Below are 23704 nucleotides of genomic sequence, written 5' to 3'. Positions count from 1 at the left end.
ATGCGCTCGTGTCCGGCGTGCGGTACGGCCAACCGCGAGGACGACGAATTCTGCGGGAACTGCGGCTCCTACCTGGGCTGGTCCTCCCGGGCATCGCGGAACGCTCCCGCCGCCGCGGAACCGCTCGGCCCCGCGGAACCGGCGGCCCCGGCAGCCGAGCCCGCGACCGGAACTCCGGCCGAGCCGGCGACCGGTCCCGCCCCGGAGACCGAAGCTCCCTCGGCCGGGGCCCCGCCCGCCCCGCGCCCCGAACCGCCGGCGGAACCGGCGCGGTCGCGCGCACCGGAACCTACCGCGCCGCCGGTGGCGCCCGCACCGGCACCAGCACCGGAGCAGCCTGCCGCCGTACGGCCGGAACCACCGGCACAGCCCGCCCCCGTACGGCCGGAACCACCGGCACCGGAGGCGCCCGTGGTCGCGGTGCAGCCGGCCAAGCCGATCGCCCGGCGGCCCGTAGTGAGGCCCGTCGCGGCGGACGAGGAGCCGGACGGGCCACCGTGCCCGGCATGCGGCACCCCGAACCTGCCGGGACGCCGGTTCTGCCGCCGCTGCGCAGCGCCGTTGCAGACCAGGGAACAGCCGGCGCCGCTTCCGTGGTGGCGCACGGTGTGGCCGTTCCGCCGCCGGGTGAGGAGCGGATCGGGCCGGGCGCTGCGGCGGATCCTGCTGGTGCTGGCGGTCGTCGGGCTGCTGTGCGCGGGCTTCCTGCTCCTGCCCGCCGGGCGCTATGTCTTCGAGGACGTACGGGACAAGCTCGGCGGCACGGCGGAGATCAGCCCGTCCGAAGTCACCGCGAGCGCCCACGCTCCAGGCCATCCGGCGTCCGCCGCCACCGACGGACTGACCAACAAGTACTGGGCGGCACCCACGCTCGGCTCGTCGCTGAGGTGCACCTTCGACAAGCCGTTCCGGCTGGTCGGCGTCGTGGTGTACCCCGGTGTGTCGACGGAGCCCGAAGAATTCAGGCAGGGGGCCAGGCCCACCCGGGCCGATCTGATCATCACCAAGGCGGACGGCGAGATCCAGGAGAAGACGGTGACGCTCACCGACAAACCCGGCAAGCAGACGGTACGGACCGGCATCAGCGACGTCGTCTCCGTCCGGCTCGTGCTGAAGGCCGCGTCCGGCCAGGGCGAGGGACGGCCGATCGCGGTCGGCGAGGTCGAGTTCTTCAAGCGCACCTGAGGCCGGACACAACCCGGCGACAGGCCGGGCAGCGCCCCTCCGATCCGCGGCAACCCGCTCGCCGCCGTCGGGGCGCAGTCGCAGCCTGCCGTCCGTGGCTACCCCGCGTGCGCATCCAGCAGTTGCTCGGGCACGAACCCGGCCTCCGCCAGCCGCTGCCAGAGCTCGTCCGGGACCGGGAAGCGGGCGGGCCGCCGCGTTCGCCGTCACCTCGGCCGCTGAACGGCAGCCGAGGACGACCGAGGTGACCGCAGCGTGCAGCAGCGGGAACTGGATCGCGGCCGCGGGGAACGGCACGGCGTACGCGTCGCACAGCGCCCGGCACTGCCGCGCCCGCTCCAGGGCCTCCGGGAAGCCGCACAAAGCTCCCCGAGTTTCTTCGGCGAGTACGACTCCGTTGGAGCGCCCCCGGTGCCATACAGCGGTCGGGATCGGACAACGGTGGTGCCGCCTGTTGTCACCGCTCGCACTCGGGCCAGACATCGACACAGTTGACATCGCCCAGCGGCGGGGCTTCTGCGCGGCGGGCTACTGGACGTCGCCGCGGTGCGATGGGCCCCGGGCTCGGTCAAGAGCCGCGCGACTCCCGGCTGTCGGAGTCACCAGCCGACGTGTCCGTCGCCGTGGTGGCCGGTGCCGCCTGCGCCGCCCTCGGACCAACTGCCCGACTCCAGGTCGTGGCCGAGACCGTGGCCGCCGGTGGTGAAGTCGGCGTAGAGGTCACTGAGCTCGCCGAGGAGTTGGCGGGTGAGGACGTCGGCGCCGGTGGTCAGTGCCGCAGCGAGTTCCTCGTCGGCGACCGGGACCGCTCCGGCGGTTGCGGGGGCGAGACGGTGCGTTGCGGCGAGGGCGGCCATACGGCGGCGGTCGGTGATGCCGCGCAGTCCAGGGTAGGCGGCAGGGGCGAGGCGCGCGGCCTGGGCGAGCACAGCGAGGGTGAAGTCGCGGTCGGCGGTGGACCTTGCGGAGCCGGAGCGGACCACGCTGTCGAGGCGGGTCAGCAGCGCCCGGCGGCGCGGCAGGTCCACGGAGAGAATGTCGTGGCGGGTACGGCCGCTGGAATCGCGCCACCGACGGACACGGACCGCCTTCTGGTCCTGCAGCCGGGAGAGGTACTCGATGGGTAGGGAGCGCGGTGTCCGGCGCAGCCAGTCCTTGAGGCCGGGCGGGGGAGCAGCCGCGCCGAGACTGTGCAGGACATTGCTCAGGCGGCGGTCCTCGACGGGCCGGGTGTCCAACACCTCGATCCGCCGGCGCCCGACGGCGATCCGTCCGGCCAGGCCCAGATCCGCCAACTCCGAGGTCCGCAGGGCGAACCGGAGCCGGTCCTCGCCCCGTATCCGTATGCGCTGTCTGCCCGGGACTATCGCGAGCAGGAGCAGTTCATCCCCCGTGGTCATACGTGTCAGGGTAGGCGCGGCGGTCCGCGGAGGGGAGCACTCCGCACTCCGAGGGACCTACCGCGCCGGCTTCCCCGACCGGCCTTGCCCTGCGTCCTCCGAGCCCGGGGAAGCAAGGGTTCCCAGCGTGCAGGCTGTACCGGAGCGTCCACTTCTGGGAGGCCGAGCCCGGATGCACAGGTCTTTCTGTCAGGACCTGTATGAGCCGTCACGGCCTGCTGACATGGTTGAACTGCCCCGAGCGGGCGAGGAGATGGACGTGCACACGTCTTGACTGGTGGCCGCTGCCGCACGCACCGTTGCTGGCCCGTTCTTTCCAAGGGGGGCACGTGAACAGCAAGTGGCTCGGTGCGTGTACGGGTCTGGCCACCTCTTCGCGGTGGTGGGCGCCTTGCCGGCGCCCGCCTCCTCCGAGCCGCGGCCGGGGCCGACGCGTGCCCTGCCGCTGGGCGCCGTCGGCTTGACCGAGACCCGCAGCACGCGGACGTTGCAGCCTGGTGTCACCCTCACGCGGATCGTGCGCGGTGCCGACGCCCAGGCGCTTGCGTGGACGGTCGAGGTCTCCATACCCGGCGGCGCCACCTCGCCGGACCCCGACGCGCCGCCGACGGCGCTGAAGGACCGGGCGAGCGCCGACGAGCTGGCTGCCGACTTTGCAGGACGACGGCTTTGACGCCCGGGTCGAGGAGGTCACGACTCCGGCGGTCGCCGACTACGCCGGTGGAACACTTGGATGGCGGGTCCGGGTCGGGCAGTTCGACTCGCAGTCCACCGGGACGGCGGAGCGCACCCGGCTGAGAGGGTCCGGGTACGCAGGGTCCGTCGTGTACACCGGCTGGGACGGGAACCCGGCGGACCGTGGCCCGTGGCGGATCGACGTGCTCACCATCGACCCGGACCGGTTCCGCGGCGGGCTCGAGGCATCGTACGGTTCCGATCTGGAGAACCGCGAGAAGACCAGCGAGCTGGCAGCCGCCGCCGGCGCGACCGCGGCGGTCAACGGCGTTCTTCGTACTCGACCCGGGCGCCGGAGCACCGGGCGATCCGGCCGGCGTCGGCGTCTACGACGGCCGGCTGCTGAGCGAGCCGGTGAACGGGCGCCCCGGCCTGGTGATGCGCGACTCCGGCCGGCACAGCGGGGTCGCCCGGCTCACCTGGAAGGGCCGGGTCGTCGGCCGGGACGCGTCGCAACCCCTGGACGGCGTCGACCGCGTACCGGGCTTGATCAGGAACTGCGGCGGCACCGCCGACGACACACCGACCTCGCTGCCCCTGCACGACGTGACCTGCACCGACCGCGACGAACTCGTGGCGTTCACGCCGGACCACGGACGGCGGACGCCACAGGGCGACGGCCTGGAGGCCGTACTGGACGCCCGTGGGCGGGTCCTCGAACTCCGCTCACCGCGCGGCGGATCGCTGCCGGCCGACGGCAGCTCCGTGCAGGCGACCGGATGTTCAAGGCGGCCGCGGCGTACTCCGGTTCCGTGCACCCGCTGCTCAACGAGGAGTCGACGAACCGCATCATGGGGTTCTTCGCCGGCCACGGCAACGACCCGCTGAGGGTCTGGGGCGACCCGGTTGCGCAACGTGACGTCTGGGCGGCCCACGACCCGTTCCACCTGGCCAAGCGCCTCACGCCGATCCCCGTCTACCTGTCGTGCGGTGACGGCACCACTGGCCCCTTGGACCCGCCGGGCAGCACGACCGCGCTCGAGGCCGACTTCAACAGGCAGAAACAGGCAGAAACAGGCAGAACCAGGCCCTTGCGAGCGAACTCGAACGCATGGGCGCGAAGCATGTGACCACCAACTTCTACGGACCGGGGACCCACGGCTGGCCGTACTGGCAGCGTGAGTTGCACTCCTCGCTACCGATGCTGCTCCGGGACCTGAGGGCCAACGGCTGAACGGCCGCGTGCCGAGATCATCGGCCGCCCATCGCCGCATTCGAAAGGCCCTTGGCCATCGCCACGCTCACCGGGTGTTCCCGCTCGGTGAGCGGGCCGACTCCTGTGGGGTTCGGCGGGACCTCAGGCCGTGGAGCCGCCGGACATCCCGGCACTCGCGTATACGCGGCTCGCGAACTCGGCGATCTGTTCGTCGCTCAGATTCTTCGCAAGATTTGCCTCCGTGATCATGCCGACCAGACGGTGGCCGCCCTGGACGTCGATCACCGGCAACCGCTTGATCTGGTGTTCCTCCATGGTCGTCAGGACATCGCCGGCGTCCGCTTCGGCATCGATCCAGTGCACCTTTGCCTTGAGCGATCCGGCCTGCACGGTTGCCGGGTCGATGCCCTCGGCGCAGCATTTGACGACGATGTCACGGTCGGTGATCAAGCCTGTGAGCTTGTTGTTGTCGCCGCAGATGGGTAGGCAACCGACGTTCAGATCGCGCATCATCTTCGCCACGTCCAACAGCGACTGGTGCGCACCGACGCACTGCACGCCGCCGGACATGATGTCTCGCGCTCGCAGTTTCTCAGCCATGATTTCCTCCCGTTCCGACAGTGTTGCCTCCCCGCCATCGATCACAACACGAATGGCTCAACACCGCTCCTCAAGAGCGTCGGCGATTCAGGGATCCCGAGCGTCGAGCCCGACCGGATCGGACCCGAGCGGCCGAGAGACATCGGGAAGGGCCTTGTCGGTGCTGCCGGCTCCTCGGTCGGAGCGCCCGGGGCTCACGAACCTGGAGCTGGTGCGGGTTGCCATTGCGGCTGCCGGTCCGCAGGGTCGGCCGACGGCCCTACCGTGTCGCCGGCGGGGGAGCGGCTGCCCAGGAATCGGCGGCCTCCTTGGCGGAGTCGAGCACGTCGTCACCGTAGAGATCCTGCAGCCAGTTGGTCTGGTAGATGGTGTCGAGGTAGCGCTCGCCGAGGTCCGGGCCGACGGCCACTGCGGTGAGATCGCGCGCGTCATGCCGGGCCAACCAGTCCGTTGCACCGCTGATCACCGTGCCGGTGGAGCCGCCGAACAGGAATCCGCGCCTGGCCAGACGATGGCAGGCACGTATGGTGTCCGCCTCCTCGACACGAATCACCTCGTCGACATAGGACTCGTCGAGCAGCGGCGGGCGCATGCTCATACCCAGACCGGGAATCATCCGGCGGCCCGGCGAACCGCCGAAGGACACCGAGCCGACGCTGTCCACCGCGATGATCCGCACCGGCCGGTGCCATCCCCGGAAGTAGCGCGCACAGCCCATCAGGGTCCCGGTGGTGCCGGCTCCGACGAACAGTACGTCCAGCCGCGGGAACTGACGGGCGACCTCCGGCGCGGTCGTGCGGTAGTGCGCCTTCCAGTTGCTCGGATTGGTGTACTGACTGAGCCACACATACCGGTCGTCGGAGGCGCACAGCGCGCGGAGGTAATCGAGCCGCGCGCCGAGAAAGCCGCCGTCCGCCTCCTGCTCGGCGATCACATGCACCTGGCTGCCCAACGCCTCCATCATCATTCTGTTCGACAGATTGCCGCGGGAGTCCGTCACACACAGGAACCGGTAGCCCTTGCTCGCCGCGATCATGCTCAGCGCCACGCCGAGGTTTCCGGACGAGGACTCGACCAGGATCGATTCCGGCGTCAGGATTCCATCCCGCTCAGCGGCCTCCACCATCTCGGTCGCGGCCTTCAACTTGATCGAGCCGGCGAAGTTGAAGCCCTCACACTTCAGGAAGAGCGGGTGCCCGAAGATCGACCGGAGGTCGACATAGAGATCCTCTTCGTTGAAGGCGTAGGGAGTGGATATGACGGGCACCATGGTCTCCTCTGTCTGGAGCAGAGCGCTTTCGGAACCATCCGGCCGTGGGAGGGGTCCTCGCTCGTGCGGGCGAGACCCTGTCTCCCACCGGTGGGACGGGGCCCTGTGTCAGCGGCCGCTGTCTCGTGCGTCAGGACCGGCTGCGACGTGACTGGTGGTCCCTCCTGGGATCAGCCTCGAAGGAGCATCCTGCGCTCTCGGCCGGCTCATCCGTACCGGCTCAGTTCGTGGAAGAAGTCGTCGACGACGTGCAACTCTCCGCAGCGGGCAACTTCGGTGTACACGTACTTGCCCACCGCGAGGTCGAGCACCCCGAGGCCGAAGGGCGAGAACACCACCGGCCGGTCCGTCGGCACCGTCACCCGCCCGGCCATCACGTCGTCCAACGTGCCGCGCAGGAAGTCCCGGTTGCCCGTGAGTTGCTCGGCCAGATGCGGCGATGTGTCGGCCTTGAGGCAGTGCTCGACGTCATCGACGATGTTGGTCGAGGCGAGCAGGATCTCCGGCGCGAGGTCGCGCAGCGACACATGCAGCACCAGCGGATTGTGTGCGAACCATGACAGGTCACTGACGTGCGGTTGACCGGCGACCGTGGCGAAGACGACCAGGTCGCTGTTGCGGATCAGCTGCTCGGCGCTGTCGTGCACGGTGATTCGGCCGGGGGTGTCCGCCTGCTCCAGGTAGCACCGGAAGCCTGCCGCGCTGTCGGCGGACAGGTCGTGTACGCCGATCTCGTCGAACGACCAGCCGGTGCCGACCAGGAAGGTGTGGATGTAGCGGGCGATCAAGCCCACCCCGAAGAACCCGACGCGCGTCGGTCGCGGCCGGTCGCGGCTGAGCCAGTCGGCCGCCGACGCCGCCGACGCGGCCGTCCGGGTGGCGCTGATGATCGAACTCTCCAGACACGCGAACGGGTAGCCGGTGTCATGGTCGTTGAGGATCAGCACCGCCGACGCCCTTGGGATGCCGGCCGTCACGTTCTCCGGGAAGCTGGAGATCCACTTCAGGCCGTCCACCCGTGTCTTCCCGCCGATCGAGGCGGGCAGCGCGATGATCCGGGAGGACGGGCGGTCGGGGAAACGCAGGAAGTACGACGGCGGGTTCACCGAATCACCGGCGCCGTGCACCCGGTAGGTGGCCTCGACCAGCTCCGTGATCCGCTTCTCGCATCCGTGCAGTGTGCGCCGGACCTGGGCACCGGAGATCACCGCGAACGGTGGAACGGTGATCGGTGCGACCCTTACGGGCTCTCTCGCGGTGGAATCGACGGTGGTCATCGCGTGGTCACCTCCACGGTCGGCGAGCAGTCGTCCAGACGCACCGGATCGGCCATGGCGACGAGCACCTCGCGCGGTCCCTCGAAGGGCTCCCTGCTGTGCGCGGTGCGGACGTTGTCGACGACCATCAGGTCGCCGGCCTGCCACGGATCGCGCGCGGTGTTCGCCTCGTAGACGCTGTTGAGCAGCTGCACGACGTCCTCGCCGATCGGGTCGCCGTTGCCGAAGCGGGTGTTGAACGGCAGTCCGTCGGCGCCGTAGACGTCCACCAGGTACTCGTGCACCTCGGGGGCCATCGTCCACTCGTTGAGGAACGCGATCTGGTTGAACCAGCAGCGCCGGCCGGTGACCGGGTGGCGCACCACGGCGCTGCGGCGCTGTCTGGTGCGTAGTCCACCGTCGGGCTGCCACTCGAACGTGATCGCGTTGGCGCGGCAGTAGCGCTCGACGGCGCCCCGGTCCTCGGTGCCGAAGGCCTCGGCGATGGACGCGCCGATCTCGTCGTTGTAGCTGCGGGTGAGCAGCCAGCCCTCGCGCTCGAACCGCTCGGTCAACTCGGTGGGCAGTGCGTCGAGCACGGTCGGTGAGTCGGCCACCGCGGTCGCCCCGCCGTCGGTGGGCGCGCTGAGACAGGCGAACATCATCAGGCCGGGGAACTCAAGCGTGTAGCTCAGTTCGTGGTGCATGCACATGGGCTGGTTCGGCGGCCACTTCGATGAGGAGTACACCCCGTCGGAGTAGGTCTGCCGGGGCGCGAAGGCCTCCTGCTCGGTCATCAGACCGGTGGCCAGCTTCGAGAAGACGGCTCCGGTCTCGGCCGCGTCACGCAGCCCGAGGCCGCGGACCAGGACCGAACCGTGCTCGGCGACGACCGCGCGCAGCGCGTTCCGGTGCTCGGCCGCCCAGGTCGGCGCGTCGCCGGTGACCTCGGCCCGCAGCCGTGGGGGTTTGCCGGATTCCAGTTCCACGTCGACCAGCGACGCCGTGGATGTGGACGACATCTCGATCTCCTTTCAACTGACACTCAGGACGAAGCGAACAATTCGGTGGCCTGCAGCACAGCCTTTGCTGCCTCGGCCGGACGGGTACGCAGGAAGTAGTGGCCGCCGTCGGCGAGCTCGTGCAGGTCGACCTGTCCGGCCAGAAGCTGCCAGTCGCGGTACCGGCGCGGGTACTCCGCCGTGCTCGGGTCGTCCACGGCAACGACGACGGTGACCGGCGCGGAGAGCTTCTGCGCGGGCGGGCGCTCCAGGGCGTCGGCGAAGTAGCGGTGTGCGGACACGCAGTCGTGCCGGTAGGCGGCGCCGACGTGCTCGGCGTGCTGCGCACCCAGCTCACCGAGCGCGGTGCAGTCGCCGTCCGTGCTCAGGTTCGCGGCGATCTCGGCGTTGCTCCGCCCGGTCAGCTCGGTGATGGTGGTGCGCCGGGCGTCGGCGTCACCGAGCAGTTGCGCGCCGAGGAACACCCGTTGGACGTGCACCCCGCGCTCCTGCAGCTCTCTGGCCGTCTCCACGGCCAACGCGGTGCCCGAGGAGTGGCCCCACAGCAGGACCCTGGTCAGGCCACGCCCGGTGATCTCGTCGACGACCTGCTCGACCACCTGTGTCATCGGCGCGAGCTGCTCGCCCTCGGCGGCCACGTCGTGACCGGGCAGCTCGACGGCGTAGACCGCCGGTCCACCCTCCGGCAGCGCCCTGGCCATCGGCTGGAAGTTCACCGCGTTGCCGCCGGCGTAGGGGAAGCACACCAGGGCTGCGGTCTGCGCACCGTCCGATTCCGACAGCGGCTGAAGCAGCCCGGCACGCCGCTCGGACCTGCCGTCGACCAGCCCGGCCAGATCGGCGAGGACCGGGTGACGGGTGACGTCCTTGAGGGACACCGCACGGTCCAGGACGATGGCCAGCTTCACTGCCGACAGCGACGTGCCGCCCCGGTCGAAGAAGTGGTCCCGCCGTCCGATCTTGTTCTGCGGGATGCCGAGCACCTTCGCCCATGCGGCCGCCAACCGCTGTTCGGTCGGCGTATCCGGCGCGCGGAAGTCGTCCCGGACGACATCGAGTTCTCCGGCGAGTGCCTGCAGAGTCCTTCTGTCGATTTTGCTGTTGGCCGTCAGCGGCAGAGTCTCCCGCCAGTGAAGGGCCGACGGGATCATGTACGCGGGCAGCGACTCACCGAGCCGGTCCAGCACGACGTCGACATCGAGCGGCCGCCGACCGGAGTAGAACGCCACCAGGTGCTTGCTCTGGTCGGCCCGCTCGGCGACCACGACCGCACCGTCACGAACACCGGGCACCTGCAACAGGGTGTTCTCGATCTCGCCGATCTCGATCCGGAAGCCACGGATCTTCACCTGGGTATCGCGGCGGCCCAGGAACTCCAGCTTTCCCTCGGGCGTCCAGCGGCCGTAGTCGCCGCCCCGGTAGAGCCGGGCGCCCTCACGGTGCGGATCGGCCAGGTAGGCATGCCGGGTGCGCTCGGGGTCGTTGACGTATCCGCGGCCGACGCAGACGCCGGAGAAGACGATCAGACCGGGGGCTCCGAGCGGCACCGGGATCAGGTGCTCGTCGACGACGTAGACGTGCACGTTGCTGACCGCAGGACCCAGCAGGACCCGGTCTCCGTCGGGCACGCGGTCCATGACCTCGTGGTTGGTGTCGTCCGAGGTCTCGGTCAGCCCGTAGGCGTTGACCAGCTTGATCCCGGGCTGGGCGGCGAACCAGCGCTGCACGAGCTCCTTCTTCAGCGCCTCGCCCGTGACCGACACGCACCGCAGGTCCGGCAGCTCACGGGGGTGCTGATTCAGCCAGGACACGACCACGTCCAGGTAGGAGGGTACGACCTGGAGGACGGCGACCCGGCCGTCGACGATCTTGTCGACGAACCGCTGGACGTTCAGGATCACCTCCTGCTCCACCAGCAGGGTCCGCCCCCCGACCAGGAGCCCGGACACCAGCTGCCACAGCGAGATGTCGAAGCATTGGGGTGCGGTCTGGGCGACCACCTGTCCCTCGCCGATCTCCAGGTCGTCGATCTTGGCGTAGAGGTGGTTCAGCATGCCCGCGTGCTCGCACATCGCGCCCTTGGGCTCACCTGTGGAGCCGGAGGTGAAGTAGATGTAGGCGAGCTGGTCCGGTGCGACGTGGAGGCCCAGATCATCGTCGGCATGGTCTTCCTCATAGGCCGCGCCGACAAAGAGCTTCCGGACCCCGGGCAGTGAGTCGAGGGCCTGGTCGAGCGTGGAGGTGCTGCCGGGTTCGGTCAGCACGAGCCCGCATGCGGCACGGGAGAGCATGGTCGCGAGGCGGTCGGCCGGGAAATGCGGCTCGATGGGCAGGTACACGCCGCCGGCCTTGAAGACCGCGAGGACGGCGGCCATCCAGTCCAGGTTGCGCTCGGTCACCACCGCGACGACACCCTCGGGGCGCAGCCCCCGCGCCAGCAGGGCTCGTCCCACCCGGTTGGCGCGCGCGTTGAGTTCTCGATACGTCAGTTGCAGCTCCCCATGCACCGCGGCGACGGCGTCCGGGTGTGACGCCACCCGCTGCTCGAACAGTTCGTGGAACCGGTGGTCCGGAAGTTCCCGGTGTGGACCGGCGAGTTCTTCGAGCTGGAAGTGGAGTTCCTCGGCGGAGAGCAGGCTCTGCCGCCCGTGCTCGGCGTCCGGATCGGCGGCGATCAGCGCGAGTGCGGTGAGGTGGTGACCGGCGATCCTGACGGCGCAGTCCTCGTCGAGCGCGTCGGTGCGATACCGCAGCCGCAGCACAAGGTGGCCGCCGCGTTGCGAAAACCCTACCCACAGCTTGGTGTTACCGGTGACCTCGCCGCTCATGCCATGCGGATCGAACACGACCTCGATCGACGGCTCGGCCAGGCCCAGATCGCGCCTGAGCTCATCGACCGGGAAGTCCTTGTGCGCCAGCAAATCCGACGCGGCTCGATGGGCGTCCAGCAGCAGCGTCCGCCACGAGTCGGGTTCGGTCGTCAGCCGGCAGAGCAGCGGCCGGCCGCCCTTCGCACTGACATATCCGGTCGCGACCTCGTGCTCGCCGGACAGCGCGGCGATCACCTTGGCGTGCGCTGCCAGCAGTACCGATTCGAGCGGCACCGCCAGCTCCTTGGCCAGCCGGCCCAGCGCCGCCGCGACGTCGTCCGGGATCGGCGCCTCGTGTTCGCCGACGCCCTTCACCGGATTGAGCGTCCACCGCGGGATTTCGGTGAATCCACCGGCGACGAGCACATCGCGCCAGAATTCCCGGTCGGCCTGCGCTTGCATTCCCATCTGGCCGTCCCTCTCCATTCGCCTTCGCTACCGTGCTGTTCCGCGCTGACAAGGGCGGAGCTGCTATCGCTTCCGCGTCAGCGCCTCGGGCTGATTGGGGGCGTCTCGCATCTCCGTGGCGGGGTTTCCTCCCCAGCGTGCGTGCGGGGGGATCTCTTCGCCTTTCATGAGGAAGGAGTCGGGTGCGAGCACCGCGCCGGTGCCCATCGTCACGCCGTAATGGACATGGGCTCCCACACCGATGGTGCAGCCGGCGCCGAGGGTGCTGCGATCGGATTTGAAGGTGCCGTCCTCCTGCGAGTGGCACTGGATCTTGCTTCCCGCATTGAGCGTGCAGTCGTTCCCGATGGTGGCGAGCGTCCGCTCCGTCATATAGCAGCCGTCATCGAAGACCCTGCTGCCGATACGAACACCCAGCATCCGCCAGATCACGTTCTTGAAAGGGGTGCCGTTGAAGATGTTGAGGTAGGTGTCGGGCACCTTCCAGAGGCGCTCGTGCCACCAGAAGTACGGCTCGTAGATGGAGCACACCTGCGGTCGCAGCGCGCGGAATGCCGCGATGCCGCGCTCCACCAGTACGAAGTAGACAGCGGTGAACCCGAGGCTGAAGACCAGGAACGCGGCGATCAGCACATGCCCGTAGGAGTCGTACATCTCGGCGTTGGCCAGGCCGAGCATCGTGAGCACGAAGAGGTGCAGCCACCGCACGAGCAGGAAGAGGACCATCGAGCGGATGTTGTAGTGGTTCTTCGCAGCGAGGCTGCGGCGCAACTCGTCGCCGGTGCGCAGGTGGTCGAACCGGGAATCGCGCTCGACCGACCGGGGAATCTCGAAGCACGGCGAGCCGAGCAGGCCCACCCCCTCGCGCAGCTCGCCTTCGAGCGGAACCATCACCTTCGTCGCGAGGAGACAGTTCTCGCCTGTCCTGGCCCCCGAGGGATAGGCGATGTTGTTCCCGAGGAAGTTGTATGACCCGATCGAGGCCCGGGACACCCGGAAGGACGTGCTCGAATAGTCGGCGTTGATAATGGAGAGCCCGTCGGCGACCATCGTCCCGCTCCCGACCGAGCACAGAAACGGGGTCTCGTGTTGCACTTCCGTGCCGAAGTTCGACCCGGTCTGCTCGACCCGGGACAAGTCGTATCCGATGCCGCGCAAGTAGTGGACGATGTAGGAGCTGTCACCGAACAGCCATGTGAAGAACTTGATGTTGGTCATGCGCCCGATCGCCCGGTGCACCGAGTAATGAAACCCGTACAGCGGATAGATCCTGTCCGGCTCGACGACCAGGTTCAGCAGGCGCGGAACGGTGAACATCACGGCCAGGCCCACGACGACGACGCCGAAGAACAGCAGCAGGGAAAGGACCAGCGCGTCGATGTAGAGATCCGGTGATGTGAAATCCACCGTGCCCGGCCCCAGCCGGTTGTGCAGCGCCGGGACCAGGGTTACCAGCATGTACGCGCCCCCGACAGCCAGTGGCACGTAGAGGAAGAACAACTGGAGCACGGTGATGAGACCGAAGCCGGCCCGGCGCAGCGTGCCGCAGGTGGCCGGCCCGATCCTCAGGTAGTCGTGCTCCGCGAGCTGTGCCGGGGACCCGTGCCAGCGCTGACCGTCCGGGACCGCCTGGCCGCTGTACAGCGTGGACGTGTGGCCGAGTTGAGCCCCGTCGCCCATCGACGTGTCGATGTCGAGCACGGTCTTCTCGCCGATGAACACGTCCCGGCCGAGGGTGACCCGGCCGGTCTGGATACGGCCGGCGTGCGCCCGGTAGCAGAGGAAGAACGAGTCTTTGCGGATCACCGTGCCGGCGCCGACGCTGAGCAGGTCGGGGCAGACCGGAACGTTGCGGGAGAGGATCGTGACCCCTTTGCCGATCCGTGCGCCCAGCGCTCGCAGGTACAGCACGTACAGGGGATTGCCGACGAAGAGGATCATCGGGTTCGCGTGGATCAGCACCTTGACGGTCCAGAAGCGCAGATAGGTCAGACCCCAGACCGGGAACTCGCGTGACTTCCACCGGCCGATGAGGAGCCATTTGGCCGCGATGGGGAAGGTGCACAGACCGACGAAGCCGACGCCTCCGAAGACGAACGACCGCAGGTAGATATCGATCACACCCGACCCGGCGGAGACCCATGTATAGCCTCGGTCGGCAACAATTCCGGCGAGGAAGGAGTATCCCAGGAAAAGCAGGAACTGCAGGGCTCCGCAGAGGGCGTACCGCACCGTGCCGGCTGGGGTCACCACCTCGATCGGCGCCGGGACCGACGGCTCGACGGGCGCGGCATGCGCGAGCCCGGTCGCCAGGCTGCGGATCGTCGGGTGCCGGTAGATGTCCTTCATCGACGCCGAGGGAAGATCCGCCCGCTTCCTGACTCGTGCACAGAAGTGGGCCATTACCAATGAGTTGGCTCCGAGGTCATCGAAGAAATGGCCGTCGATCGACACCCGTTCGACGCACATGACGTCAGCCAGCACTTCGGCGAGGTTCTTCTCGATGCCGGTCTCCGGGCTGGTGTACTTGCGTATACCGATTGCGGATTCATCCGGCCCGGGAGTCAAGACGTCGAGGGGTTTCTCCTCCATGCGAGCTCCTTGAGGAACTTTCGAGTGTCGCCGCCATTACGGTCGGCGCCCCGTACTCGCGTTTTTCGATGGCCGGAGCGAGTGGTCCGGAATTCACGAGATCGGAATCTGTTGTCCGGATCCCAAACCGCTGCCTCAGTCTTAGCTGTCCACCGTCGGGCTGCCACTCGAACTCGGTCGCATTGGTGCGGCACCAGGGCCTCCACGATCCTGCCCGACGGGACGGCGATGAGCTGCGCATGCGTCTCGACGTACTGCATGCGAGTGGTGCGTACCTGATCCGGGCGGGGCGCGGACGGTGACGACGTCCGGGGAATCACAGCTGTGAGGCGGCGGAGCGACCTCCGCGCGCTCCTCGGCGGTGGCGCGGTGGCACGCGCGGCCGCAACCATCTGATGTCACTCGATCAGCGAGATACGCCCGCGCGCCAGCGGAGTGATCGTGGTCATGCTCCGAGACCATTCACCCGCTGGTGTCATAGTGCGGCTGACGTATCACGAAGCGATCGTGCAGGGCGGACTCGGTACACATCGCACACGCCGGTGACTTCGTGCTCAGCGTCCCCGGAGCCGGCGAATCACGGCAAACGCCTGGTCATCACGGCCCCCGGACAGTGGACGAAGCACCCTCTGTCCGGCCTGGACCGCGGTCGACAAACCAGCGCTACGGCCACACCTCCCGCCCCCGTACCAGCGTTGTTCGTCAACATGCTGCGCGAGCACATCGACCGGTTCGGCATTGCGCCGGATGGCCGACTCTTCCGAAACGAGGCCGACGGCTATGCCGGTACCGCTGCTTACGGCAGAACGTGGGCGCGAGCGCGCGAGGATGCCCTCGACCTCGGCGAGCACGCCGTCATGTCGGCCGATCGGCTTAGGACCTCCACCATGCAGGCATCTCGTTCTGGCTGGCTGGCTGGCTGGCTGGCTTCGCGAGCCGACGCCGCAGAGTGCGCCCGACGCGCCGGGCACAGCATCCAGGTCCCGTTCGGCCAGTCGGCGGTCATGGCCGGCTCGTGATCGAGCCCGGTGGCGGCGTCGCCCCGCCACCATGGTGTCCAGGGTTCCGTACGTCATCGGTGCGACTGCGCACCCTAACCGTCCCGCGCGGCGATCGTAGGGACATGGCCATGCAGATGAACGGTATGACGGGGGGTGGCAGGACCCGCGGCTGAGTACCGCCGTGCTCAGCAAACCAGGACCTCAACCAGATCACCTGTGAGATGCGCGCGTCGGTCGCCCCCGCAGTTCCTGCCCTCGCAGGCACTGCCGGACGTGCCGTGCCCTACGCCGAATTGCGGGGCGTCGGCCGGTAGTGCGCCCGGGCCCGCGCCACCAGGGCGGCAGGCTCGGGGCGTGCCTGCAACGCCTTCAGGATCAGCAGCCACCACCGGTGCAGCCGGTCGGAGAGGTCCTCGTGCTCCGCCATCTCCTCGGTGAGGTCGTACAGCCCGAAGAACGCGCACACCAAGGTCGTGGCGGTGCCCGACGGCTCGACTTCGTCGGCCAGTTCGCCCTCGGCGCGCGCCTCGGCCAGAAGGCGTGTGACGGCAGCCGTCCAGACGGCGAAGGGCGTGGGTATGGCGACGTCGATGGTGCGGCGCTCAGCCCACAGACGCGCGCCGGCCCGGGCCATGACGTCGTCGCGCAGTGCCTTGGCGATATCGAAGCTGAGGGCGACCAGCTTCTCCAGCGGCGGGATCCCGGGGGCGGCATAGCGGTCGGCCAACAACGGCCAGGCTGCGAACTGTTCACGCACGACCGCCAGGGCGAGTTTCTCCTTGCTGGAGTAGTGGAAGTAGACGGCCCCGCTGGTGCGCCCCGAAAGGTCGCTGATCTCATTGATGCTCGTCCGTGCGTACCCTTGTTCAACGAAAAGGTGTGCTGCGGCTTCCAGTAGAGACCTTCGGGTCGCGCGTGCCCTGTCCTGCATGTGTGTTCTACCTTCGTTCGCCAGTGCCCATTTTTTGATCCGGGAAAGTCGTGCGCCGTGGCGCACTGACGGCGCTCCGTGCCGTTAATGCGTGGAGATTATTATTGTTCTTGGGCTGTACGTGGGTACGGTCAATGGCAGAAATTCACGCTTCGACGGTGCTGTCGAGCGCGGTCGCCGGTCTCCGGGGTTCGGAGTCTGCCGTCAAGTCGCCTTGTTTCCAACGGAGTTGGACGGGTGAAGGGTTCTCATTCACCCGTCGGCGGTTGTCGCGCGCGCTTCGCGAATACTTGGTAATGAGCGTGCCGTCAAACACTCGAAATGATGATTGCGCCCTCTCGGTTGGGAAATTAACGTAGTCATCACGATGTTTCTGGGGTCATCCGGAGAAGACCGGACGATGTCCATCGCTGGAGGACCCGGAGGCGAAGCATCGGCCTTCACGCGTGGTCGAGCGGGGCTCGTTCGACAGCGCACCTTCTGCGGCCGAGCGGGCCTCTCCGCAGTCCCCTGCTTCTTACTGCGAGCACTGACGACGCGGGGCGGCGCGCTCTTCGAGAACGGCAGGCAAATGACACCTTGTCGCATCTTCACCTGGTCCCCGGCTGCCATCGTCTTCGACTGCGATGGAACCCTGATGGATACCGAACGACACTGGCAGGACGCGCGCAGCCGGGTCTTCGGAGAGTTCGGGCTGAAGCCCCGCCCTGGCTTCGCCGAGCGGGCGAAGGGCGTGCACTACACCGAGTGCGGCACCCTCATGGCCAGAGAGTCCGGGAAGCCACAACTCGCCGACGACATGACGCATGCGCTCCTGAGACACTTCATGGCGCTCGTTGCCGAAGACCCCGTGACCATGCCGGGTGCGGCGGCACTGGTCCGCCTCGCCGCCCGCCATCTCCCGCTCGCGGTCGCCAGCAACTGCCCGTTGGACGTGGTCGAGTCCAGCCTCGCCCGGGTCGGCCTGCTCGGCTACTTCGCCCATGTCGTCGTCGCGGGGGACGGACTGCTGCCGAAACCCCATCCCGACGTCTACGCCACCGCGGTCCGCCTGTGCAGCGTGCGGCCGGAGGACGCGCTGGCTGTGGAGGACTCGGTCACCGGCGTCGAGTCGGCCCGGAGAGCAGGCATGCGCGTGCTCGGCGTGGGACCTCGACCGGCCGAAGAGGGAGCTGACCAGGCCGACTTGTGGCTGCGCACTCTGGCTGATCCGGAACTCCAGGCATGGGCCCATACCTGGGCGGACGGGACCGCCTAGCGGACCTGCACGACTGGGACGGACTGGCAGACCACCACCGGGAGTTCGCCCTTCGCCCCGACCTCGTCCTCCTCAGCGCGGCGGGCGCATACGTCCGTGGCTTCCCGTACGGGAGACTCACCGGCCGGGATCTACTGGAATGCGCCCGCCCGGGAGCCGTAGCGGGGGCGTATGCCTGCACCACGCCGGGCTCCACCGCCCTTGTCCCTCAGGAAATTCTGCCGGCATCGGACCATGCCCGGTAAGGGAGTGCGTAGTCCGTACTGGCCCGGAGCGTCGTCCTTTCATCCACTATGCCGTTACGGCATCGCCTTCAGTCCCCCAGACTCCGAGCGGTGAACCCTGCACGGCCGGCGAGTGCCGTCAACTCCTCGGCCTGCGCCGCGCGCAGACACACCACCGGGTAGCAGTCCGAATCGATGTCGAGGACGGCGAGCGCCGTGCCGACATCGCGATAGTGCCGACCGCAGGCCGCCAGGAACTCGTCGGTCGGCAGGGACATCTCGTCGGCTTCGAACAGCACCCAGGGGTCCACGGACGGTCGGGAGACGAGCCTCCCCAATTGGGCCCGGATCTCCTGCGGATCCTCCTTCCAGTCGAATTCCGCGAGCAGCCGGTGATCGTAGAGCGCATCCACGAGTGCTATCCATGCGAGGTCCGCGATGGGCTCGTCGATGCCGCGATCAGCCAGCCGGCCCGCGTGCGTCCGCACATAGCTCTCGGGATCGTCGTGGGCGTGCAACACCTGCTCGACCACATCTGGATGGGCCGGGGCGAGAAGCGATGCCGTGGCTTCCAACGACGTTCGGACAGTGTCGGTGCCGGACATGGTGTGTGCTCCTTGGACAATGGTGCGGTCGAGGTCGTCGCCGAGGCGAGGGTGCCCTCTCGGGCGTTCACGAAGAAGCCTGGCACAGGGCTATGACAACGGACGTCGCGCCGGGCCGCTCGGGCAGGACGCGCGCCCGCAGCGCACGAGCCTCAGGCCCGGTGCGGCCCCTGGGCAGGAACTTGCCCCCTGTCGTTGCGGGCCCGGCCCGTCGAATCCGTAGCGCAGCGGTTCGTCCTTCGCCCGGAGGCCGAGCCGTCAGGCGTACAGCGCATCGGCGCGCATGCCCTCCGGCGGGGCCTCGACGTCGCACGGCCAGGTGTTCTGAACCACTGCGGGCCGACTCGTGACCCGCATGCCCAGCCCGCGCGCCGGACCGCCGTCGAGCATCGCGGTCTGTTCGTTCGTGTCAGGCAGGGCGGGCTTCCGGTACCGGCAGCGATGCCCGTACGGTTTCGGCCAGCGCCACCGGGTCGCCCGTGGGCTCCACCGGATAGCTCTTGTGCTCCAGGTTCCAGGCGTTGTCCCGCTCGAACCAGTCGATGGCGGCCGGCGGCTGCCCGGTGGCCAGGGCCGTGTCGAGGGAGTCGAGGTAGAGCGTCCACCGCTCGGCGTAGAAGTCGCGGATCAGCCCCGACCATTCGCGGTTCGCGTAGTCGCGCAGCCCACCGGACTCGCTGCCGGAGCGATGACCCCAGGTGGTGAGGATCGAACGGGCGTCGAACTCGGCGGCGGACCGCTCGGCATCGGTGCTGCCCCAGGACCTGGCGTCCTTCAGCCAGGGCCCCAGCATGAACCGCCGGTCGGTGGCCAGCAGTCGGTCCAGCAGGGCGAGGTCCTGCTTCCACTCCGCGGCCCGCTGTCGGAAGAGGGCGAGAGCCTTCCCCTCGTACGCGGCCTTGATCTGCGGCAGCAGCGTACGGCTGCGGTTGGCCAGGGCCTGCCGGGCCACGTCCACCACATCGAAGCGGTACGCATCCGACGTCCGTAGCTCGGGGGCGACTTGGAGCAGCTCCGCCAGTGCCTTCCACACCGCTGACGCGTCGTACCGCATGGCGGACGGGCTCCAACTGGCCGACGTGCCGACGGTCAGCCCGGGGCGTGCGGTGAAGAGGCTGTCCTGGGACTCGCTCCAGGTGCCGGACGAGGTGCTGTACGGGCCGGTGCGCAGGAGTTCCCAGGCCCTGGCCGCATGTGGGTCGGCGCCGCCGTAGCGTCGCTCGGCGTAGGCGGCGAACCAGGCGGAGTGGTCCAACGGTCCTGTGTGCCAGGCCAGTTCGGTGAAGAGCTCGTACGCGGCCGGGTTGCCGCCAGTGCCTTCCGGGAGATAGGCGATGCCCCGGAGTGCGCTGTCCGGCTTCGTGCGCCACTCGTCGAACCGGGCTGTCCAGACGGCGGTGTTGGCGCCGATCGTGGTGTGGCCGCCGAAGTTGGGGATGGTCCCGAAGGCGTAGGGCGCGCCATGCCATGCGGCCTCGCGGTCCAGGCCGTTGTAGCGGTCGGCCAGGCCGTCGACGATGAACAGCCTGCTCTTGTCCACCGCATCGATGAGCTGCGTGGACGGGTTGCTCTGCCAGCCGAGCAGGACCCAGGTCGAGCCAGGATGCGCTGTCTGCAGGGCGTTCATGACGGCCTTGGCGGCGTCCTCGACCGGCACGTTTCCCGGAGTGCCGCCCTCGTGCAGCAGATCCATCTTGTACATGGCCGAGTCACCGAACAGTTCGTGCTGACGGCGGTAGAACACCTCCGCCACCTTCGGGAACAGTTCGCTGCGCGGATCCAGCCAGTCCGGGCGTTCGAAGCCGACCCAGTCGCCCTGCGGGACCACGGGGCCGGCGGGGTTCCTGTCGGTGAACCCGGGCGGCACCGTGCCGTAGTAGCCGGGCAGGACCGGCGTCATGCCGAGCCGGCGCAGCCGATCGGCGATCTTTCGGCCGAGCGCGGCACGCCGGTCCAGCATCTTCTCGCTGACCGGGCCGCCGAATCCGGACATGTTCTGCATCAGCCACCACGGTTGGTGCGCGGGGCCCGGAATCCAGGAAGTGAGCTCCCTCTTCGTGTACCCGAACTCCCGGAAGGTGTCGTAGTACACGGCATCCGCGCCCATCTGCACGAACACCTCGTTGACGCCGTGCAGCGCGAGGACGTCGATCTGCTTCTCGTACGAGGCCCAGTTCCGGTACGCCCCCGAATAGCCGTCGTCCGTGTCGTTGAGGGCGAACCGGTGCGGCACCGAGGCGTCCCGGCGCACCGTGCCGAGGGGCGCCGGGAGCTTCTTCGGAAGCTTCGAGGTGCTGTCACCGGGCCAGCCGATGTCCACCCTGGCCGTGTACTTGAGGTAGTGGTTGACGCCGCTGAGCAGCACGGCGGGGCTGGTGCCCCGGATGCGGACCTGGCCCGTCGTGCCGGAGACGGTGAAGTAGTCGCCGGATGCGGGGCGGCCCGCAGGCACGAGGTCGAACTGCCCGGCGTGGTGCGGGAGCAGGCGCCGCAGCGCCGCCTCGGCCGGTTCGGAGTTGAAGGCGGACCTGTCGCGGGAGACGGCTGCCGCGTCACCGGCAGGGGGGCTCATTGCCGTGACCGGGCTGGGCACAGTGACCAGTACGGCGAGAGCGGACGAGCAGACGACGATCCAGGATCTGAGGCTTCTCAAGGGTGACCTCGTCCGACGAAGGGATACGGGCTTGCCCAGAACATGGTGCGGCACCGTGCCCTCCACGGGAACCGGCGGAGCCGACACGGATGCGCACCGACTGCCTCGTGGCGGGACCGGTGTACCGGCACCGGTGTACGGCGCGAGCATCGAAAACCGTGAGGCTCAGCCATAGAAGAATGCGCTTTTATGACCCCCTGTGCAGGCCGCAGGATGGCTGCGAGCCGGCTTCCGGGGAGGAACGCATGACGTCAGCCATCGAATCGGGCCTGCTGCCCGGCACGTCCGAAATACGTCAGGAAGGGCTGGCCGTCGGTGGCGTCCTGCTCACCGAACTGGCACGGCGTTTCGGAACACCCCTCTTCGTGTACGACGAGGAGCATCTGCGCCGGCGCTGCCGGGAAGCGGTCGCCGCCTTCGGCCGGGACAACGTCGCCTACGCCTCCAAGGCGTTCCTGTGCACGGCCATGGCGCGGCTGGCTCACGAGGAGGGGCTGTTGCTCGATGTCGCCTCCGGCGGCGAGCTGCGGGTCGCGCTGCACGCCGGGGTGCCCGCTGATCGGATCGTCCTGCACGGCAACAACAAGGACGAGGCGGAACTGCGCACGGCCATGTCCGCCCGGGTGCGGCATCTGGTGGTCGACAGCTTCGACGAGATGGACCGCGTCGAGCGCCTGCACGCCGAGGAACACCTGCCGCCCGCCCGGATCCAGCTGCGGGTGGCGCCCGGAGTGGCTGCCGGCGCGCACGAGGCGATCCGGACCGGTGGCAACGACTCGAAGTTCGGCTTCGGCCTCGCCGGCGGAACCGCGGCGGCCGCCGTGCGCCGGGCCGCCGGTTCCCCCGCGATGATCCTGGAAGGCGTCCACGCGCATGTGGGCTCACAGGTGCTGGACACGGCAGAGCTCGCGGCCGGCGCCGCGGCCGTCGCCCGGTTCGCCGCCGACACACGGATGCACCGGCTCACGGTCGGCGGCGGCCTCGGCGTCGCGTACGAGGCGGGACAGACCGCACCGTCGTTCGCCGAATGGGCGGCCCGGGTACGGACCGCGGTACGCGGCGCGGGCTGGGGCTCCTCGGTCACCGTGGAGCCCGGCCGTTCCATCGCCGCCCGTGCCGGGCTGACCCTCTACCGGGTGGGCACGATCAAGCGGATCGAGGGCGTGCGGACGTACGTCGGCGTGGACGGCGGGATGAGCGACAACCTGCGCCCCGCCCTGTACGGCAGCCGCTACGAGGTGTTCCTGCCGCGCAGTCCGCGCGCCCCCCGGCCCATGCGGGCACGGCTGGTCGGCAAGCACTGCGAGAGCGGTGACGTGATCGTCGACGATGCCGCCCTGCCCGCCGACATCGCGGTGGACGACCTTCTGGCCACGCCGGTCACCGGCGCCTACGGGTACGCCATGGCCTCCAACTACAACAAGCTGCCGCGCCCCGCTGTCGTCTTCGTACGCGACGGCCGCGCCCGCACCGTGGTGCGCCGGGAGACCGAGGAGGACCTGCTGCGCCTGGACGTGGACGAGCCCGCCGGGTTCCTGGAGCCGACGGAGAGGGTACGGTCCGGCACCGGAGCGGCGCAGCGCGTCGGCACGGCCTAACCTGACCCGATGCTGAACAGTGCCCGACTGCTCGTCCTGCTGGAGATAGCCCGTACCGGCACCATCGTGGCCGCGGCCCAGGCGCTGCATCTGAGCCCCTCCGCGATCTCGCATCAGCTCGCCCGGCTGGAGCAGGAGCTCGGAGTGGCGTTGGTGGAACGTCAGCCGCAGAGCCTGCGGCTGACCGCGGCCGGGGTGCGACTGGCCGAGCACGCGCAGGCGGTCGCCGACCTGATGGCCGTCGCACAGGACGACCTGCGGGCGCACTCCGGGGGCGAGGCCGGTGTCCTGCGGCTGGGCTTCTTCGCGTCCTCGGGCCTGGAGCTGCTGCCCCGGGCCCTGTCGGGGTTCGCGGCGAACCGGCCCCAGGTCGAGCTGGAACTGATCCTCGGGCAGCCGCACGAGCTGGTGCCCGACCTGGAGGCGGGTCGGCTGGATGCCGCAGTCGTCTTCGAGCATGCGCTGGACCCCTGGTGCCGACAGGCGACCGTGGACGTGGAGATGTTCTTCGACGAGCCGCAGCTGGTGGTCCTGCCCCTGCGGCACCGCCTCGGGCGGCACGCCACGGTCCGGCTCGCCGCCCTGGAGGGGGAGAGCTGGATCGGTACGCACGGCGGCCACACCGGCGAACCGGTTCTGGAACGCGCGTGCGCGGCCGAGGGTTTCCGGCCCCGGGTCCGCTGCCGCAGTGATCATTACCAGGTCACGATCAACCTGGCTCGCGCGGGCATGGGCATCGCACTCGTCCCGGCCCTCGGGCTCGGCGACACCACCGGCGTGCATGTCTGCCGACTGGACCACCCCCGACTGCACCGGCGCATCGGGGTCGCCACCCGGTCCACCAACCGCAACCCGCTGCTGCAGATCTTCCTCGCGGAACTGCGGTCGGCCGCCGAGGAGATCAGGTCGCTGCTGGAGGTGCAGTGGTCATGACCGGCGC

General features: G+C 69.0%; 15 protein-coding genes and 3 pseudogenes. 8 read left to right on the top strand and 10 right to left on the bottom strand.

Going from position 1 to position 23704, the window contains the following annotated elements; all coding sequences use genetic code 11:
• Entirely contained in the window at positions 1 to 1185 is a 1185-nt protein-coding gene (locus ACFVX4_RS29090) for an NADase-type glycan-binding domain-containing protein (protein WP_389982559.1), read from the top strand.
• Between the two features lie 599 nt (positions 1186 to 1784).
• Here ACFVX4_RS29090 and ACFVX4_RS29085 read toward each other — a convergent pair.
• A complete protein-coding gene (locus ACFVX4_RS29085) occupies positions 1785 to 2585 on the bottom strand; it encodes a GPP34 family phosphoprotein (protein ID WP_389982557.1) in 801 nt (266 codons plus the stop codon).
• 329 nt (positions 2586 to 2914) lie between these two features.
• On the opposite strand from ACFVX4_RS29085, the pseudogene ACFVX4_RS29080 reads away from it, so the two are divergent.
• Together ACFVX4_RS29080 and ACFVX4_RS29075 are read left to right on the top strand one after the other, a co-directional pair.
• Positions 2915 to 4040, top strand: a pseudogene (locus tag ACFVX4_RS29080) (SPOR domain-containing protein); the annotation flags it as partial.
• Positions 4040 to 4494: pseudogene (locus ACFVX4_RS29075) on the top strand (alpha/beta hydrolase-fold protein); the annotation flags it as partial. The pseudogenes ACFVX4_RS29080 and ACFVX4_RS29075, both read left to right, overlap by 1 nt.
• A 123-nt stretch (positions 4495 to 4617) precedes the next feature.
• Here ACFVX4_RS29075 and ACFVX4_RS29070 read toward each other — a convergent pair.
• From ACFVX4_RS29070 to ACFVX4_RS29045, 6 genes are all read right to left on the bottom strand, one after another.
• Positions 4618 to 5076 (bottom strand): CBS domain-containing protein, encoded by a 459-nt coding sequence (locus ACFVX4_RS29070; protein ID WP_389982554.1) that lies wholly within the window; start codon positions 5074 to 5076, stop codon positions 4618 to 4620.
• Positions 5077 to 5335: 259 nt separating this feature from the next.
• Positions 5336 to 6343 (bottom strand): 2,3-diaminopropionate biosynthesis protein SbnA, encoded by a 1008-nt coding sequence (sbnA, locus tag ACFVX4_RS29065; RefSeq protein ID WP_389982645.1) that lies wholly within the window; start codon positions 6341 to 6343, stop codon positions 5336 to 5338.
• A 209-nt stretch (positions 6344 to 6552) separates the two neighbouring features.
• Entirely contained in the window at positions 6553 to 7623 is a 1071-nt protein-coding gene (sbnB, locus tag ACFVX4_RS29060) for a 2,3-diaminopropionate biosynthesis protein SbnB (RefSeq protein WP_389982551.1), read from the bottom strand.
• Entirely contained in the window at positions 7620 to 8624 is a 1005-nt protein-coding gene (locus ACFVX4_RS29055) for a TauD/TfdA family dioxygenase (RefSeq protein ID WP_389982548.1), read from the bottom strand. The genes sbnB and ACFVX4_RS29055 overlap by 4 nt, the downstream gene beginning before the upstream one ends.
• A gap of 23 nt (positions 8625 to 8647) precedes the next feature.
• Entirely contained in the window at positions 8648 to 11902 is a 3255-nt protein-coding gene (locus ACFVX4_RS29050) for an amino acid adenylation domain-containing protein (protein ID WP_389982545.1), read from the bottom strand.
• A gap of 63 nt (positions 11903 to 11965) precedes the next feature.
• A complete protein-coding gene (locus tag ACFVX4_RS29045) occupies positions 11966 to 14494 on the bottom strand; it encodes a Pls/PosA family non-ribosomal peptide synthetase (protein WP_389982543.1) in 2529 nt (842 codons plus the stop codon).
• 695 nt (positions 14495 to 15189) lie between these two features.
• On the opposite strand from ACFVX4_RS29045, the gene ACFVX4_RS29040 reads away from it, so the two are divergent.
• Positions 15190 to 15513: a hypothetical protein gene (locus tag ACFVX4_RS29040; RefSeq protein WP_389982540.1), complete on the top strand. Its 324-nt coding sequence runs from the start codon at positions 15190 to 15192 to the stop codon at positions 15511 to 15513.
• 265 nt (positions 15514 to 15778) lie between these two features.
• Here ACFVX4_RS29040 and ACFVX4_RS29035 read toward each other — a convergent pair whose 3' ends face one another.
• On the bottom strand, positions 15779 to 16426 hold the full coding sequence (locus ACFVX4_RS29035; RefSeq protein WP_389982537.1) for a ScbR family autoregulator-binding transcription factor: 648 nt from the start codon (positions 16424 to 16426) through the stop codon (positions 15779 to 15781).
• Between the two features lie 571 nt (positions 16427 to 16997).
• Between ACFVX4_RS29035 and ACFVX4_RS29030 the strand changes: the two genes are divergently transcribed.
• Entirely contained in the window at positions 16998 to 17684 is a 687-nt protein-coding gene (locus ACFVX4_RS29030) for an HAD family hydrolase (protein WP_389982535.1), read from the top strand.
• A gap of 2 nt (positions 17685 to 17686) precedes the next feature.
• Positions 17687 to 17929, top strand: a pseudogene (locus ACFVX4_RS29025) (hypothetical protein); the annotation flags it as partial.
• A 68-nt stretch (positions 17930 to 17997) separates the two neighbouring features.
• On the opposite strand, the gene ACFVX4_RS29020 reads toward ACFVX4_RS29025, so the two are convergent.
• Together ACFVX4_RS29020 and ACFVX4_RS29015 are read right to left on the bottom strand one after the other, a co-directional pair.
• A complete protein-coding gene (locus ACFVX4_RS29020) occupies positions 17998 to 18513 on the bottom strand; it encodes a DUF6630 family protein (protein ID WP_389982533.1) in 516 nt (171 codons plus the stop codon).
• Positions 18514 to 18922: 409 nt separating this feature from the next.
• Positions 18923 to 21166 carry an alpha-N-acetylglucosaminidase gene (locus ACFVX4_RS29015; RefSeq protein WP_389982530.1) on the bottom strand — a complete coding sequence of 748 codons (2244 nt, stop codon included), beginning with the start codon at positions 21164 to 21166 and terminating at the stop codon, positions 18923 to 18925.
• A 245-nt stretch (positions 21167 to 21411) separates the two neighbouring features.
• Here ACFVX4_RS29015 and lysA point away from each other — a divergent pair, with 245 nt between their 5' ends.
• Positions 21412 to 22764 carry a diaminopimelate decarboxylase gene (lysA, locus tag ACFVX4_RS29010; RefSeq protein ID WP_389982527.1) on the top strand — a complete coding sequence of 451 codons (1353 nt, stop codon included), beginning with the start codon at positions 21412 to 21414 and terminating at the stop codon, positions 22762 to 22764.
• 9 nt (positions 22765 to 22773) lie between these two features.
• Complete coding sequence (locus ACFVX4_RS29005) at positions 22774 to 23697, top strand: LysR family transcriptional regulator (protein WP_389982524.1); 924 nt, start codon at positions 22774 to 22776, stop codon at positions 23695 to 23697.
• The last annotated feature ends 7 nt before the right edge of the window (positions 23698 to 23704 follow it).

The sequence above is a fragment of the Streptomyces sp. NPDC058240 genome (genome assembly GCF_042882135.1).
GTDB lineage: Bacteria > Actinomycetota > Actinomycetes > Streptomycetales > Streptomycetaceae > Streptomyces.
This window is presented reverse-complemented; position numbering and strand designations above follow the sequence as displayed.